This window comes from Microbacterium paraoxydans, assembly GCF_019056515.1.
Lineage (GTDB): Bacteria > Actinomycetota > Actinomycetes > Actinomycetales > Microbacteriaceae > Microbacterium.
Genome location: NZ_CP064873.1, coordinates 2,160,567 through 2,175,844, shown reverse-complemented (window position 1 = coordinate 2,175,844; position 15,278 = coordinate 2,160,567). Strand labels below are relative to the sequence as shown.

15 protein-coding genes and 1 pseudogene are annotated in these 15,278 nt (G+C 71.6%); 9 read left to right on the top strand and 7 right to left on the bottom strand.

From position 1 onward, the window contains the following. Positions 1 to 13: 13 nt before the first annotated feature. From IZR02_RS10465 to IZR02_RS17890, 4 genes and pseudogenes are all read right to left on the bottom strand, one after another. Positions 14 to 3,470: pseudogene (locus IZR02_RS10465) on the bottom strand (error-prone DNA polymerase). Beyond that, a complete protein-coding gene (locus IZR02_RS10460; RefSeq protein ID WP_025105118.1) occupies positions 3,470 to 5,005 on the bottom strand; it encodes a DNA polymerase Y family protein in 1,536 nt (511 codons plus the stop codon). Before IZR02_RS10460 ends, IZR02_RS10465 begins: the two are co-directional and overlap by 1 nt. Continuing rightward, positions 5,002 to 5,418 (bottom strand): hypothetical protein, encoded by a 417-nt coding sequence (locus tag IZR02_RS17895; RefSeq protein ID WP_254385350.1) that lies wholly within the window; start codon positions 5,416 to 5,418, stop codon positions 5,002 to 5,004. Before IZR02_RS17895 ends, IZR02_RS10460 begins: the two co-directional genes overlap by 4 nt. After that, positions 5,409 to 5,804 (bottom strand): hypothetical protein, encoded by a 396-nt coding sequence (locus tag IZR02_RS17890; RefSeq protein WP_254385348.1) that lies wholly within the window; start codon positions 5,802 to 5,804, stop codon positions 5,409 to 5,411. Before IZR02_RS17890 ends, IZR02_RS17895 begins: the two co-directional genes overlap by 10 nt. A gap of 130 nt (positions 5,805 to 5,934) precedes the next feature. On the opposite strand from IZR02_RS17890, the gene IZR02_RS10450 reads away from it, so the two are divergent. The 6 genes from IZR02_RS10450 to IZR02_RS10425 all read left to right on the top strand — a co-directional run bounded on the left by IZR02_RS10450 (position 5,935) and on the right by IZR02_RS10425 (position 10,322). Further along, positions 5,935 to 6,405, top strand: a complete 471-nt coding sequence (locus IZR02_RS10450) for a prepilin peptidase (protein ID WP_025105116.1) — start codon at positions 5,935 to 5,937, stop codon at positions 6,403 to 6,405. A 47-nt stretch (positions 6,406 to 6,452) separates the two neighbouring features. Continuing rightward, positions 6,453 to 6,668: a hypothetical protein gene (locus tag IZR02_RS10445; RefSeq protein WP_025105115.1), complete on the top strand. Its 216-nt coding sequence runs from the start codon at positions 6,453 to 6,455 to the stop codon at positions 6,666 to 6,668. Then, complete coding sequence (locus IZR02_RS10440) at positions 6,661 to 7,272, top strand: CYTH domain-containing protein (RefSeq protein WP_025105114.1); 612 nt, start codon at positions 6,661 to 6,663, stop codon at positions 7,270 to 7,272. The genes IZR02_RS10445 and IZR02_RS10440 overlap by 8 nt, the downstream gene beginning before the upstream one ends. A gap of 62 nt (positions 7,273 to 7,334) precedes the next feature. Further along, entirely contained in the window at positions 7,335 to 8,492 is a 1,158-nt protein-coding gene (locus tag IZR02_RS10435; protein ID WP_029989872.1) for a type III polyketide synthase, read from the top strand. Continuing rightward, positions 8,489 to 9,214 carry a methyltransferase domain-containing protein gene (locus IZR02_RS10430; RefSeq protein ID WP_025105112.1) on the top strand — a complete coding sequence of 242 codons (726 nt, stop codon included), beginning with the start codon at positions 8,489 to 8,491 and terminating at the stop codon, positions 9,212 to 9,214. The genes IZR02_RS10435 and IZR02_RS10430 overlap by 4 nt, the downstream gene beginning before the upstream one ends. Next, positions 9,201 to 10,322 (top strand): FAD-dependent oxidoreductase, encoded by a 1,122-nt coding sequence (locus tag IZR02_RS10425; RefSeq protein ID WP_025105111.1) that lies wholly within the window; start codon positions 9,201 to 9,203, stop codon positions 10,320 to 10,322. Before IZR02_RS10430 ends, IZR02_RS10425 begins: the two co-directional genes overlap by 14 nt. A 53-nt stretch (positions 10,323 to 10,375) precedes the next feature. On the opposite strand, the gene lpdA is transcribed toward IZR02_RS10425, so the two are convergent. Continuing rightward, positions 10,376 to 11,773 carry a dihydrolipoyl dehydrogenase gene (gene lpdA / locus IZR02_RS10420; RefSeq protein ID WP_025105110.1) on the bottom strand — a complete coding sequence of 466 codons (1,398 nt, stop codon included), beginning with the start codon at positions 11,771 to 11,773 and terminating at the stop codon, positions 10,376 to 10,378. A gap of 9 nt (positions 11,774 to 11,782) precedes the next feature. Continuing rightward, the gene (locus IZR02_RS10415; RefSeq protein WP_025105109.1) at positions 11,783 to 12,436 is read right to left on the bottom strand and encodes a copper resistance CopC family protein; all 654 of its coding nucleotides are present in this window, start codon (positions 12,434 to 12,436) and stop codon (positions 11,783 to 11,785) included. 100 nt (positions 12,437 to 12,536) lie between these two features. On the opposite strand from IZR02_RS10415, the gene IZR02_RS10410 reads away from it, so the two are divergent. From IZR02_RS10410 to IZR02_RS10400, 3 genes are all read left to right on the top strand, one after another. Then, a complete protein-coding gene (locus IZR02_RS10410) occupies positions 12,537 to 13,019 on the top strand; it encodes an FHA domain-containing protein (RefSeq protein ID WP_025105108.1) in 483 nt (160 codons plus the stop codon). After that, complete coding sequence (ftsR, locus tag IZR02_RS10405) at positions 13,019 to 13,705, top strand: transcriptional regulator FtsR (protein WP_025105107.1); 687 nt, start codon at positions 13,019 to 13,021, stop codon at positions 13,703 to 13,705. The genes IZR02_RS10410 and ftsR overlap by 1 nt, the downstream gene beginning before the upstream one ends. Positions 13,706 to 13,804: 99 nt before the next feature. After that, the gene (locus IZR02_RS10400) at positions 13,805 to 14,350 is read left to right on the top strand and encodes a MerR family transcriptional regulator (RefSeq protein ID WP_025105106.1); all 546 of its coding nucleotides are present in this window, start codon (positions 13,805 to 13,807) and stop codon (positions 14,348 to 14,350) included. A 69-nt stretch (positions 14,351 to 14,419) separates the two neighbouring features. Here IZR02_RS10400 and IZR02_RS10395 read toward each other — a convergent pair whose 3' ends face one another. After that, positions 14,420 to 15,232 carry a ParA family protein gene (locus IZR02_RS10395; RefSeq protein WP_025105105.1) on the bottom strand — a complete coding sequence of 271 codons (813 nt, stop codon included), beginning with the start codon at positions 15,230 to 15,232 and terminating at the stop codon, positions 14,420 to 14,422. Positions 15,233 to 15,278: the final 46 nt, after the last annotated feature.

Genomic DNA, 15,278 nt, shown 5'->3' with positions numbered 1-15,278 from the left:
TCCCGCACCGGGGTCATCGGAAGTCCCGCGAGCGGTGCATGACCCCCCGTGCGGAGGTCTTCGAAGGCGTCGGCGAGCACATTGACGACCCCCTCCGGGGAGCGCTCGAGGATGCCGCGGATGATGAGCGCCGGGGACTCCCGGGCGATGCGACCGAACCGGCCCCAGACCCCCGTCGAGCAGATCACGTTCACCAACCCGCTCTCGTCCTCGAGGTTGACGAAGGTGACGCCGGCGGCCGTGGCGGGGCGCTGTCGATGGGTGACGAGACCGGCCACCTCGACGCGTCGTCCGGTCTCGTGGCGCTGCAGGTCTGCGGCCGTCAGGACGCCGCGAGCCCGGAGGTCGTCGCGGAAGTGCGTCATCGGGTGGTCGTCGGTCGAGATGCCCGTGGCCCAGAGATCGGCCGAGAGGCGCTCGTAGCTGGTCTGGTCGGCGAACAGCGGCGGCTGCACCGCCACCGTGGTCCCCGGGAGGAATCGGGCGCGGTCTTCCGCAGCGGCCCCGGCGAGCCAGATGGCCTCCCGGCGCTCCAACCCGAGGCACGCGAAGGCTCCGGCGGTGGCGAGGGCCTCCAACTGCGCGGCCGTGGCGTCGGTCCGGCGCACGAGGTCGTGCAGATCGCGGTAAGGGCCGTGCGCTTCCCGCTCGGCGACGATGCGCTCTGCCATCGGCACTCCGATCCCGCGGATGCCGCTGAGCCCCAGGCGCACCGCGTACCGTCCGTCCCGCCGGTGCGCCGCGGACTCGTCCGGTGCGCTCCGGTCGAACCGATGCACGGGCGGCTGCGGGTCGGCCAGGCAGTCGTCCCTCCCGGTCGTCCCTGCGGCGTCGGGCGTGAGGGGTTCGAGGGTCTCGGTGGCGCCGGAGAGGTGGAGATCCGGGCGCCGGACCTCCACGCCGTGCCGACGGGCATCCGCCGTGAGGGTCGCGGGGGAGTAGAAGCCCATCGGCTGCGACCGCAGCAGGCCCGCGAGGAACGCGGCCGGATAGTGCAGCTTCAACCATGAGCTCGCGTAGACGAGCAGGGCGAAGGACAGCGAATGGGACTCCGCGAAGCCGAAGTTCGAGAACGCCTGGATCTGCGCGTAGATCCGGTCGGCGGCCTCGTCGACGAGCCCGCGGCGGGCCATCCCGGCGTACAGCTTGTCCCTGACCTTCTCGATCTTCTCCAGACCCCGCTTCGACCCCATCGCCCGGCGCAGCAGGTCGGCCTCGTCGGCCGTGCAGTCCCCGACGGCCGTGGCCATCTGGATGAGCTGCTCCTGGAAGATGGGGATGCCGAGTGTCCGCTCGAGGATGTCCTCGAGGTCGCTGTGCGGGTAGGGGATGGGGAACTCCTCCGGGGGCTCGCCCCTGGCCTCCCGTTCCCGGTTGGCCTCGTCCACCTTGTCCTTCGCCATCTTCCGACGGACGAACGGGTGCACGGCGCCGCCCTGGATGGGCCCGGGGCGGATGAGGGCGATCTGGATGGCGAGGTCGTAGAAGCGCCGCGGCTGCAGCCGCGGGAGCAGCCCGATCTGCGCGCGGGACTCCACCTGGAAGACGCCGATCGAATCGGCCCGACAGAGCATGTCATAGACGCCGGCCTCCTCCTTCGGCAGGGTCTCCAGCGTCCACTCCTCGCCCGTCGCCTCCCGGACCAGGTCGAAGCAGTGCTGCAGCGCCGCGAGCATGCCCAGGCCGAGGAGGTCGAACTTCACCAGCCCCATGAAGGCGGCGTCGTCCTTGTCCCACTGGATGACGGTGCGGTCCTCCATGCGGGCGTGCTCGACCGGCACCACCTCGCCGACCGGCCGGGCCGTGAGGACCATGCCGCCCGAGTGGATCCCCAGGTGCCGCGGAGCCTTCAGCAGCTCGGCTGCGTAGTCGAGCACGGTCTCGGGGATGTCGTGGCCCTCGACGGGTTCGAGTCCCGATCCCCAGCCGTCCACCTGCCGCGACCAGGAGTCCTGCTGCCCCGGGGAGTGCCCCAGGGCTCTGGCCATGTCGCGGACCGCGTTCTTCGGACGGTACTGGATGACGTTCGCCACCTGGGCCGCCCGCTCCCTGCCGTACTCCCGATAGACCCACTGGATGATCTCCTCCCGGCGCCGTGAGTCGAAGTCCACGTCGATGTCCGGCTCCTCCGTGCGGGTGGTGGCGAGGAAGCGCTCGAAGGGGAGACGGTAGAGGATCGGATCGACCGCGGTGATGCCCAGCAGGTAGCAGACCGCGCTCGCCGCCGCGGAACCCCGGCCCTGGCAGAGGATGCCGCGTCGCCGGGCTTCCGCCACGATGCCGTGCACGATGAGGAAGTATCCGGGGAAGTCCTTCTCCTCGATCACGTCGAGCTCGCGGGCGATGCGCCGACGGCCGTCCTCGTCCAGCCGCGGATACTTCGACGGAACCGCCTCCCAGACCAGGTGCCGCAGCCAACTCATCGGGGTGTGTCCCGTCGGCACGTCCTGGCGGGGGAGGGCCGGGCGCGCCATCCGAAGTGGGAAGGCCGAGGCCGCAGCCAGCTCCAGGCCGTGCGAGATCGCACCGGGGTACCGCCGGAAGCGCGCCGTCATCTCCGCGCCGCTGCGCAGGTGCGCGCCGCCATGGGCCGGGAGCCAGCCGTCGAGCTCGTCCATGCTCCGGACCGCGCGGACCGCGGCCACCGCCTCGGCGAGAGGGGCCTGATCCGGGCGGGCGTAGTGCACGTTGTTGGTCGCCACGACGGGCAGCCGCATCCGGCGGGCGAGGTCGGCCAGGTCGTCGTTGCGCCGGGTGTCCAGCGGATCGCCGTGGTCGAAGAGCTCGACGGCGATGTTGTCGCGTCCGAAGAGGTCGACGAGGTGGCGCAGCGGCGCGGCGGCGTCCCCGGCCTCCAGCCCCTGTCGTACCGCCCCCTTGCGGCAGCCGGTGAGGATCGTCCAGTGCCCGTCGGCGGTCGCCGCGAGCTCGTCGAGATCGTAGACCGGGCGTCCCTTCTCTCCGCCGCGGAGCTGGGCCGCAGTGATCGCCCCCGACAGGCGGTGGTACCCCTCGAGGCCCCGGGCGAGCACGAGCAGATGCGTGCCCGGCGGGTCGGCGGCCCCCTGCGGAGCGGAGGGGAGGTCGAGGGAGAGCTCGGCGCCGTAGACGGTCTGCAGCCGCAGCTCCATGAGCTCCGCCAGCTCGGCGAAGCGCGCGGCGCCGTAGAACCCGTCGTGGTCGGTGAGCGCGAGCGCGCTCAGGCCGAGACGCTCGGCCTCCGCGAGCAGATCCTCGGGGGAGGACGCCCCGTCGAGGAAGGAGTAGGACGAGTGCGCGTGCAGCTCGGCATAGGGCACCGCCTCCTCCGGGCGCTCCGGGAGGGTCGGGGGGACGAGCTTCCGCGGACGACTCACCGGTCCGGGATCCGGGCGGAGCCCCCGCGGTGCGGAGGTCGCTTCGGGAGTGGACTCGCCGCTGAGGGTGCGCTCGAGCTGATCCCAGGTCAACGGCGGATTGTGCCAGCCCATCAGCGGTACCTCCCCTCGGCCCACCAGCGCTCGCCGGCCAGGAAGACCAGCCAGGCGCGGTCGCGGTCGTCGACGATCTGGAGCCGGTGGCCTCGTTTGCCGCCGCCCGTGCTCCACCGCCGCTCGTGCACGGGCCACGGGCCGGCCCAGGCCTGCACGGTCGCCCCGTCGATGCGGGCGGGGTCATGCGTGAGGGCGCCGCGATCGTCGACGTCGATCGTGCTCCCGTCCGCGGCGACGACGCCGATGGGGCGCGGTGGGCGGAACACCTCGGAGGGGAGAGGGTCGGGGAGGCTCCCCGGCCAGGGGGACCGTGGATCACGAGGCGGGACCGGGCGCTCGCCCCACGGCGTGAGCACCTGACGATCGGCGAGCCAGCGCCCTCCGGAGAGGGCGGCGGTGACCACGCCCTGATGCCCCAGCATGGTCTGCACCCGGGAGACCGCGTGATGCAATCGCTCATCGGTACCCGAGCCGAAGAGCCCCGGTTGGTGGTGGGCCGCATCATCCACCGCGACGGGGAGGAGGCGGGCGGCCACGATGCCCCCGAATGCCCTGGCCTCGTCGACGGGCGCGCTCGCGGTCAGGGCGGCCAGCGCCTCCAGCTGCCAGCGCACGCGGTCCACGAGGTCGGCGGCGTCGAAGCTCGTCGGGTGCAGCCAGGTGCGGGAGTGGACGGCGCCGTCGTCGTCGGTCAGGTCGATCCGCACCTCGGTGCACACGAGCGACGCGTCCGCCAGGGCGAGCATCACGGCATCGGCGGTCTGCCGCACGGCGAAGGCCACCTGGTCGGTGCCCCCGAGAGGGGACTCGAACTCGATGGTCCTGGCCAGTTCGGGGTCGGGCGGCCGGGGAGCCAGAGGTCGGGAGTCGGCGCCGGCGGCGAGGGCCTGCAGGCGGGCACCGTGCTCGCCGAAGCGGTCGCGGACGTCGAGAGGGGCGAGCGCGGTGAACTCGCCGAGAGTGCGCACGCCGAGGCGGAGGAGGAGATCGCTGATCTGCTCGTCGCGGAGCACCTGCACGGGGTAGGGGGCCAGGAACTCCCGGGAGCCGCCCGGGGGCACGACCGTGCAGGACGCCGTTCCTCGGGCCGCGATCTCGGCGGTGAAGGGTCCGTCGGCGACGCCGACACGCACTTCGGGGAAGCCGGCAGCGGCGAGGACCGCGGACAGGGCTGTCGCCGCCTCGGTCTCCCCGCCGTGATAGCGGGCGATGCCGCGGGCGCGCAGGATCGCGAGGCCGGGGCGCAGCAGCGTCACGCCCGGGGCGTGCTTCTCGATGAGCTGCAGCACGGGGACGAAGGCGCGTTCGTCCTTCTCGGCGTCGTGGGGGAGGACCTGCAAGGAGGAGAGGAGGCCCTGGGCGACGCGGCGGCGCTGGCCGATGCGGACGCCGTGTGCGCGGGCCGATGCGGTGCAGGCGACGACCGTGTTCGCCTGCACCAGGGCCGTCGGCGGGTGCGGGCCTCCGCCCAGCACCGCTCGCAGCGGCCAATCGGGGAACCAGAGCACGAGGACGCGGAGCGGGGCGTTCATCCTGCCTCCGCCCAGAAGAGGAGGTCGGACGACCCGGCCACAGCATCGTCTGTCGCCACGGCGCTGCCCGTCGCAGAGGGAACGAGCGGTGGCAGAGCAGTCAGCTCCGCGGCCGCGGTCTCCACGGCTCCGTGTCCGCCGGGCAGTCGGACGCGCACGCTCGAGGCGCGAGGGCTGTGCCTGGTCCGCGCCGTTACCGTCACCGTGCAGTCCGAGAGCAGCCCCCACCCCTCGCCGAGCCCATGCCAGTCCGGGTCGTGGAGCCGGATGGTCCCCTCGCTCTGCGCCCAGCGCCCCGCACCCGGTTCCTCCGCCACGAGCAGCGTGGACCCGCGGTCGCGCAGACGGGCGCTGAGTCGGGACACATCGGCGTCGCGTGCCCTGGTCGTGGGCTGCACGGCGATCAGGGGCACCACCTCGGCCAGCGCGGATGCGACGGCGAGCCAGCGGTCCCCGGGTCGGGGACGAGGATCAGGCGGCTCAGATCGATGCCGTAGGCGGCGGCGGCCTCGACCCCCAGGGTGGGCATGCCGATCACCGCGCACCAGTGCCCGCGGCCGGAGGAGGCGCTGAGCAGGGCGAGCACGAGGGCGGGCGAGGGGGAGACGGTGTACGAGGTGCCCGTCTGCAGTCCCTCGTCCGGCAGCAGCGCGGCGAAGGCGGGATCGAGGGGGAGGAGGGTGTGCTCGCTGCGCCGCCGCTGCATCCGGCTGATCTCGCGGCGCAGTCGCAGGACCTCTCCGGCGCGGGTATCGCTGGTCGGAGAGAGCGCGGTCATCGCATCGAGCCCGATCCCCATGTGTCCATCCTCGAAGATATGTACGAATAAAGCAAGTGACGCGACTGACGCTAGTTCGTACATCCGACATCGCCCTCCGGGTTGTCCACAGGGCGCTCCGCGCCGTCCCGGATCCCCCTACCCTGCCGGGATGGACATCCGTCTCGCCCTCCTCGGCCTCGTGCACGGCGGCCTCCTCGCGATCGGCATCCTGCTGACCGTGATCGATGCGCGCACGCATCGGCTCCCGAACCGCATCGTGCTGCCGACCCTGTTCCTGCTGCTCCTGGCGGCGGTCGCCGACGCCGTCGTCACCACCGACGCCGCCGCTCTGGGGCGGGGCCTGCTCGGAGCCCTCGTGCTCGGCGGCTTCTATGCGGCCCTGCGGCTGCTCAGCCGGGCGGGCATGGGCGGAGGCGATGTGAAGCTCGCCCTGGTGATCGGGCTCGTCCTCGCCTGGCACGGCTGGGGGGCCTTCCTCCTCGGCGCGGTGTCCGCCTTCGTGCTCGGAGCGGTCTACGCGCTCGTGCTCCTCGCCGCGGGCCGGGCCGATCGGAGGACCCGCATCGCCTTCGGGCCGTGGATGATCGCGGGGGCCGTCCTCGGCGTCCTCGGCGGCTGACCGCGCAGGTCGCCCCGAATGGGGGAGGGCGGCGCTACCCTGGGCACATGGCACTCGCACGACTTCACGGCGGCCCGCTGGACGGGCAGATCATCCCCCTCGACGACGATGCGGACGACAAGCTGATCGTCCCCTACAGCGAGACGCAGGTGGTCTACAACCGCCGCGGCGAGCCGCAGAACACGGGCGAGGGCGACGGCCCCACAGAGATCGACTACTGGTTCGAGGAAGCCCTCGAAGACCTCACGCTCGAGGATGACTGAGCCCTCTCGCACCGTCGAGGTCGAGCGCAAGTACGACGTCGACGACGGGACGCCCCTGCCCGACTGGACGGCGATCCCCGGCGTCGATGCGGTCTCGCCCGGTGAGCATCGCGCTCTCGACGCCCGCTACCTGGACACCGCGGACGGAACGCTGGCCCGCGCCGGCGTCGCGGTGCGCCGTCGTTCCGGGGGACCGGACGAGGGCTGGCACATCAAGGGCCCGCGGCAGGGCGACGGCCGGGTCGAGCAGGGCTGGCCCCTCGGCGGCGAGGAGGTCCCGACGGCGGTGCGCGCAGCGATCGCCGCCTGGACCACTGCGCCGCTGGAGCCTCTCGCACGCATCGAGAACGACCGAACGGCCTACCTCCTCACCGGACCGGACGGCGTCGTGGCGGAGTTCGTGGACGACCACGTGCGCGCGACCGACCTGCGCAGCGGGACTCGCCGAGCCTGGCGGGAGTGGGAGGTCGAGCTCGGCCCCGCAGGCCCGTCCGACGACGCCGGTCGTGCGGCGTTCTTCGCGGCGATCGAGCGTGCGGTGCACGCCGCCGGCGGCCGTGAGGCGGGCTCCGATTCGAAGCTCGCCCGGGCTCTCGGCTTCTAGGCCGCCGACTCCTCGGATGCAACCCCTTTCCGCGTGCGGTTGCAGGGTGGTTGAGTGACCACATGAGTCGACCGCCCGTGCTCCGATCGCTGCAGACGATCGTCCCCGAGACCGTCCTCGTGCAGGAGCAGGTGCGCGACGTCTTCGCCGCCCAGCCCGGCCTGGGACGGCTGGCGCAGCGCATCGTGGCGACGTCGTTCAACGTCTCCGGCATCGACACGCGACACACCGTGATCGCGGAGCTGGCCGACGACGCCTCCCCGGACGACCCGTTGTTCTACGATCGCGTCTCCGGGCAGCTGCTGGCGCCGGGTACGAGGGCACGCAACGACGTCTACACGCGCGAGGCCTCCCGTCTCTTCGTCGAGGTCGCGCGCCGCGCCCTCGAGGCGGACCCCGACCTGAGCCCGGCGGACGTGACGCACGTCATCACGGTCTCCTGCACGGGCTTCCACGCCCCGGGCCCCGAGTACGAGATCGTGCGCGGGCTCGGCCTGTCCGATGCCGTCCAGCGCTATCACTTCGGCTTCATGGGGTGCTACGCCTCGATGCCGGCCCTCCGCGCCGCCGGCCAGTTCTGCGCGGCCGACGAGAACGCCGTCGTCCTCGTCGTCAGCGTCGAGCTGTGCACCCTGCACCTGCGCTCCTCCGAGGACCCGGACACCATCGTCGCCTCCTCCCTGTTCGCCGACGGGGCGGCCGCCGGGATCGTGACGGCACGGGACCTTCCCACGACCGTCCCTGCGCTCCGGCTCGACGGCTTCCACACGGCGATCGTGCCGGAGGGCGTGGACGACATGGCCTGGACGATCGGCGACTCCGGCTTCGAGATGATCCTCTCCACCGCCGTCCCGCAGATCATCGGGGAGTCGATCATCGGAGCGCTCGCCCCGCTCTACGGGCGGGAGGACGGCTTGGCGGAGGCCTTCGCCGCCGGGCGGGTGGGCGACCGGGTGCGCCACTGGGCGATCCATCCCGGCGGGCGGAGCATCCTCGATCGCGTGCAGGAGCGGATGGCGCTGAGTGACGGGCAGTTGCGACCGGCGCGGGAGACGCTCCGGGAGTACGGGAACATGTCGAGTGCGACCGTGCTGTTCGTGCTGAAGCGCATCCTCGAGCAGGAGGATGCGGAACCCGGCGACCGCGTGGCGGCGATGGCCTTCGGCCCGGGGCTCACCGCCGAGAGCGCGCTGCTGACCGTCGTCGCGCCCGCACCGTGAGCGTGGATCTGTCGGCGCGCGCCGTCGACCTCGTCGAGCTCATGGACGACCCCGCCGCCGACGAGGAGGCACTCGGTCGCACGTACCGGCGCTTCAGCGCCGTGAACGCGGTCGTCTCGCGCCCCGGGCGGCTGTACCGGCGGGACATCCGCCCGCGGGCGGTCGCCGGGCGTCCGCTGCGCATCCTCGACATCGGCGCCGGCGGGGGAGACCTGTGCCGCGACCTCGTCCGGAGACTGCGACGCGACGGCCTCCGCGCCGACATCACCGCTCTGGACGCCGACGAGCGTGCGATCCGCTGGGCCTCGGCGCACGACGACGGCGCAGGCATCCACTATCGCCATGCGCTCTCCGGCGACCTCGTGGCGGCGGGCGACACCTATGACGTTGTGCTCTCCAACCACGTCCTCCACCACCTCGACGCCGCAGCACTGCACGCGGTGCTCGACGACTCCCGTGCGCTGGTGGGTGACCGTGGACTCATCTCCCACCACGACATCGCCCGCAGCCGCCTGGCCTACGGGGCGTTCGCGGCAGGAACCTGGCCGTTCGCGCGGAACCTCCTCGCCGGGTCCTTCATCCGGGTCGACGGTCTCCTGAGCATCCGCCGCTCGTACACTCCGCAGGAGCTCGCGGCCGTCGCCCCGCCGGGCTGGGAGGTGCGCTCGCACCTGCCCGCTCGTCTGGAGCTGCGCTGGGAGGGTGCGGATGGTCGACCATGACGTCCTCGTGGTCGGGGGCGGTCCGGTCGGGCTGCTCCTCGCCTGTCTCGTCGCGCAGGACGGTCGTCGGGTGCGCGTATGCGAGCGTCGCGCCGAGCCGGGCCTGCAGACGCGGGCGATCGGGATCCATCGTCCGGGGCTCGATGCCCTCGACGCCGCCGGAGTGGGCGCCGACGTCCGCTCCGCGGCGCTCCGCCTCTCGAGCGGCGAGGTCCGCAGCCGCGGGCGACGGCTCGCCGCCCTGACCTTCCCTCCCGAGCGTCCCATCCTCACGCTGGCGCAGCCCCGCACCGAGGAGCTGCTGCGCGACCGCCTGCAGACGCTGCGACCCGATGCGCTGCAGCTCGGCTCCGCCGTCCGGGCCGTCCATGACGACGGTCCGCTCGTCCGGGTCGGGATCGACGGTGAGCACGGGCCCGTCGAGGAGACGGCGTCGGTCGTGGTGGTCGCCGACGGTGTGCGGAGTCCTCTGCGGGCGGCGTTCGGCGCCGGCTGGGGTCGGCGGTCGGGGAGTGCCGGCTACGCGATGCTCGACGTCGACGATCCGCAGGCCGACGATCGCGCCGTGCTGTACTTCGAGCCGGACGGCCTCGTCGAGTCCTTCCCGCTGCCGGGTGGACGGTGCCGCTGGGTGGTGCGCGAAGACGGCGACCGGACGGTGGCGTCCGCCGGCGAGCTGGCGGACATCGTCGGGCGCCGGACGGGGAACCTCCTCGACGTGGACCCCGCGGCGGCGGTCTCGTCGTTCCGCGCCGCTCAGCACGCGGCACGGCGGCTGCACCGCGGACGGATCGTCCTGCTCGGGGACGCCGCGCACGAGGTGAGTCCCATCGGCGGTCAGGGCATGAACCTCGGCTGGGCGGATGCGCTCCGGCTGGCGGCCGCGTTGAGCCGGACCGGCCGGGGCGCCGTCCCGGTCCTGAACGGCTTCGCCCGGGAGGTCCAGCGGACCGCGCGGAAGGCGCATCGTCGTTCCGCGTTCTTCATGGCGATGGGTGCTCCGGCGATCGCGCCGGTCGTCGCCGCGCGGGAGGGCCTGGTCGGCGTGCTCGGCTCCTCAGCGCTGCGCGGGTGGACGACCGGCCTCATCACCATGCGCGGCCTGTGACGCGAGAAGGCCCGGTCCGCGATGCGCGGACCGGGCCTTCTCGAGGCGTCGGATCAGAAGTTGATCATGTGGCCGGCGAGGCCGTGGAAGCCCTCCTGCAGTGCCTCCGACAGCGTCGGGTGCGTGTGGACGTTGCGGGCCAGCTCGAGAGCCGTGAGGTCCCACTTCTGTGCGAGGGTGAGCTCGGGCAGCAGCTCCGACACGTCGGGGCCGATCATGTGCGCGCCGATGAGCTCCAGGTGCTCGGCGTCGGCGATGAGCTTGACGAAGCCGACCGGCTCGCCGAGGCCGTGGGCCTTGCCGTTGGCCATGAACGGGAAGGTCGCGACCTTGATCTCGCGCCCCTCGTCCTTGGCCTGCTGCTCGGTGAGTCCGAACGAGGCGACCTGCGGCGAGCAGAACGTCGCCCGCGGCATCATGCGGTAGTCGCCCAGCGTCATGGTCTCGGCGCCGCCGATGGTCTCGGCCGCGACGACGCCCTGCGCCTCGGCGACGTGGGCGAGCTGCAGCTTGGCGGTGACGTCGCCGATGGCGTAGATGCCCTCGACGTTGGTGCGCATGTGGTCGTCGATGTCGATCGCGCCGCGCTCCGTGAGCTTCACACCCGTCTTGTCGAGTCCGAAGCCCTCGACGTTCGGGGCGAACCCGACCGACATGAGCACCTTGTCGGCCTCGATCGACGCCTGCTGGCCGTCCTTGCCCGTGTACGACACGGTCACCGAGGAGCCGTTGTCGACGACCGACTCGACCTTGGTGGAGGTGAGGATGTCGACGCCGTAGTTCTTGTACTGCTTGGTGATCTCCTTCGACACGTCGGCGTCCTCGTTGGGGAGGGCGCGGTCGAGGAACTCGATGATCGTGACCTTCACGCCGTAGTTCGTCATCACGTAGGCGAACTCCATGCCGATGGCGCCGGCGCCGACGATCACGATGGACTTCGGCAGCTCACGGGAGAGGATCTGCTCCTCGTAGGTCACGACGTTGTCGCTGAGCTGCACGCCCGGGAGCAGGCGCACCTTGGAGCCGGTCGCGATGATCACGTTGTCGAACGTGACCTCTTCGGTGGAGCCGTCCGCCTTCGCGACGGAGATGGCCTTGGGGCCGGTGAAGGTGCCGCGGCCGTCGTACTCAGTCACCTTGTTCTTCTTCATGAGGAAGTGGATGCCCTTGACCCGGCCGTCCGCGACGACGCGGCTGCGGTCGAACGCCTTGCCGTAGTCGATCGTGAACTCTCCGGAGATCCCGAAGAAGTCGGCCTTGTGGTTCAGGGTGTGCGCGATCTCCGCGTTCTTCAGGAGCGCCTTGGAAGGGATGCAGCCGACGTTGAGGCAGACACCACCCCAGTACTTCTCCTCGATGATCGCGGTGGACAGGCCGAGCTGTGCGCTGCGAACCGCAGCGACGTATCCGCCAGGACCTGCACCAAGGATGACGACGTCGTAGTGTGGCATGCCTTAAGCCTATCGCTCCGAGGGGGCGTCGGAATCGGTCGGAGCGGGGCGCCGACGACCGCGCAGGGTGAGCCAGATGACGAGGGCGAGCACCGCGAGCGCGCCGAGGATCACGAGCACCCAAATCCACGCCGGAGCGGCTCCGGCGTCTTCTCCGGCGTCCGGCGTCGTCGTCGCGGTCGCCTCGGGGGTGGCGGTCTGCTCCGTCGTCGGTGCTGCCGTCGGGGGAGCGGTGGTGGGCTCGTCCGTCGCGGCGCCCTCGTCGCCGACGGTGACGGTGAAGGAGAACTTGCCGGACGTGGGGTGGCCGTCGCTCGAGACGACCCTCCACACGACGCGGTACTCGCCGGCGGGCCCCGAACCGGTCAGGGGCTGGGTCACGATCGCGCCGTCGACCGTCGGGGCGCCGTCGATCACGGACTCGCCGGCCGGATCGGTGACGGTGAGCTCCGTCGCCCCCTCCCCGTCGATGAGCTTGGCGCTGAACGTCAGGGTCAGCTCCGCCGGCAGGGTCTCCACGCTGCTGTCCGCCGCGGGCGACGACGACACGAGGGCGTCGTGGGCCGAGGCCGACAGCGGGGAGAAGAGGACGAGGAACGCGGCGAGGAGGGTGGCCGCGAGGGCGATCGGGGCCGCCGTGCGGCGCAGGGCTGTGGTCTTCACGAGTCCAGCCTATGAATCCCCGGTATGGGACCGCTGAGTGCGAAAGCGGCCTCCCGCGCACCCCTTCGGATCGGATAGTCTGGACGACCAGGAGGGCACAGTGACAGACAGCGACAGCCGACCGGCCGGTGAAGCCGCCATCCATCGCTCCGGCGAGCCGAGACACGATGTGACGCAGACGTTCGGGCACGATTCCGATCTGTCGTTCGTGCCGTTCGGCGTGGAGTTGACCGATGTCGAGCAGTCGGCCATCGCGGCGCTGCCCTCGGGCTCCGCGCTGCTGCTCGTCCGCTCCGGCGCCCTCGCCGGCGCCCGATACCTCCTCGACACCGACGTCACCACCGTCGGTCGTCACCCGGAGGCCGACATCTTCTTCGACGACGTCACGGTGTCCCGTCGTCACGCGGAGATCACCCGTACCGGGACGACGTTCGAGATCATCGACCAGCGCTCCCTCAACGGCACCTACGTGAATGGGGAGCGCGTCGATCGCAGCGCCCTCGCGGACGGCTCCGAGCTGCGCGTCGGCAAGTTCCGTCTGAACTTCTTCGCTTCTCCGCTCGACCGCGCGGCGAACGCCTGATGGCGGCGACTCCCGCCCGCGAACGCTCGGCGTCCGCGGGCCTGCTGAGTATCGGTCAGGTGCTCGCCCGCCTCACCCCGGAGTTCCCCGACCTGACCTCCAGCAAGCTGCGGTTCCTCGAGGTGCAGGGCATCGTCCGCCCCTCCCGCACCGAATCCGGCTACCGCAAGTTCTCCGCGTCCGACATCGAGCGGCTGCGCCTGGGCCTCACGCTGCAGCGGGATCACTACCTTCCGCTCAGCGTGATCCGCGAGCAGCTCGATGAGGCGGAGGCGTCCGGCGAGACCGCCGCGCTCGCGCCGCCGCCCTCCATCGCCCCTGCGCCGCGTCGGTACCGCCGTGAGGAGATGCTCGCCGCGGCGGGCGCGGGACCACAGCTGCTGAACGACGCGATCAGCACGGGTGTCATCACCGCCCAGGAGACGTACCCGGAATCCACCGTCGCGCTGCTCCGCGGGCTCGTCGCCCTCGATCGGCATGGCATCGAGCCTCGGCACCTGCGCTCCCTGCGGCAGGGCGCCGAGCGTGAGGTGTCGCTCATCGAGTCGGCGCTCTCCACGCTGCTGCGTCGCACGGACGCGGCGTCCCGTGCTCGCGCCAACGAATTGGCCCCGGAGCTGGCCACGCGGATCGACGATGTGCGGACACTCTTCGTGAAGGACGCGCTCACCCGGATCCTTTCGTAACGAACTGATTGCGACACACCTTCGGCGTCGCACGGATGTCGTTGCCGGTGCCGGGACCCTGCTCTACCGTGGAGATAACCGTTCCAGGGAGGATTTCAGATGAATGCGGATGAGCTCGCAGGCGACCCGCGGTTCGTGACCGAACTCCTCTTCACGGACGGTCTGCCCGCGATGGACGACGAGGTCGGCTACCGCGGCGCCGTGGCGGCCCGTGCCGCCGGCATCACCTACCGTCAGCTGGACTACTGGGCCCGCACCGAGCTCGTGGAGCCCACCGTGCGCGGTGCGAACGGCTCCGGATCGCAGCGCCTCTACGGCTTCCGCGACATCCTCGTGCTCAAGCTCGTCAAGAGCCTGCTCGACACCGGCATCTCCCTGCAGCAGATCCGCACCGCGGTGGACGAGCTGCGCCGTGCGGGTATCCGCGACCTCGCCGGCACGACCCTCATGAGCGACGGCGCTTCCGTCTACCTCTGCACGTCGAACGACGAGGTGATCGACCTCGTCAGCCGCGGCCAGGGCGTGTTCGGCATCGCGGTGGGCAAGGTCCTCCGCGAGGTGGAGTCGACGCTCGTCGCGTTCGATCCGACCGCACCGGACCCCGTCGACGAGCTGTCGGCCCGTCGCGCCAAGCGCACCGCCTGACGCGTCCCCTCCCGCTTCACGAAGAACGGCCACCCTCGAAGAGGATGGCCGTTTCGTCGTTCCGCGGGGTCAGCTCTGCGGTCCGTTCTCCGGCACCGGGACGCGGCCCGTGCGGATGATGCGGTCGAGGAGCTGGTCGAAGTCGGCGGCGAGCTCCTGTGCGGAGTCGCCGGGCCAGATGTGCAGAGGCTTCGCGGCGCCCTGGGCCTGCTGGAGCGAGGTGCGCTCGGGCAGCTGGGGCGAGAGCACGAGGGGACCGAACATGTCCCGCAGCTCCTTGATGCGGAACTGGTGCTCGATCGACTGCGGACGGACGCGGTTGACCACGATGCCCAGCGGCTGGAGGCGCGGGGAGAGGCCCCGGCGGATCTCCTCGATCGCGCGGAGCGCACGGTCCGCCGCGGCCACGGAGAAGAGGCCGGGCTCGGTGACGACCATGACGCGGTCGCTGGCGGCCCACGCCGTTCGCGTCAGGGCGTTCAGCGACGGGGCGCAGTCGATGAGCACGAGGTCGTAGTCGGCCTCAACTGCCGCGAGGGCCTCCTCGAGCTTCCACACGTCGCGGACGCTCGGGTGCGGGCCGTCGAAGTTGATGGCGGACGGACTGCCGATCAGCACGTCGATCGTGCCGGGGTGGACCTTGGCCCAGCCGCTGGAGGTGATCGCCTGACGGACGGTCTTCTCCTTCGGGTTCGCCAGCACATCGGCGATGTTGAGTCGTCCCGCGACCTGGATGTCCATCCCGGTGGAGACGTCGGACTGCGGGTCGAGGTCGACGACGAGCGTCCGGACACCCCGGGCGAAAGCCGCGGAGGCCAGCCCGAGTGTCACGGTCGTCTTGCCGACGCCTCCCTTGAGAGAGCTGACGCTGAGTACGTGCACGGACTCCACGTTACCTTCCCCTAGGCTGGGGGAACACTCAGCCCCG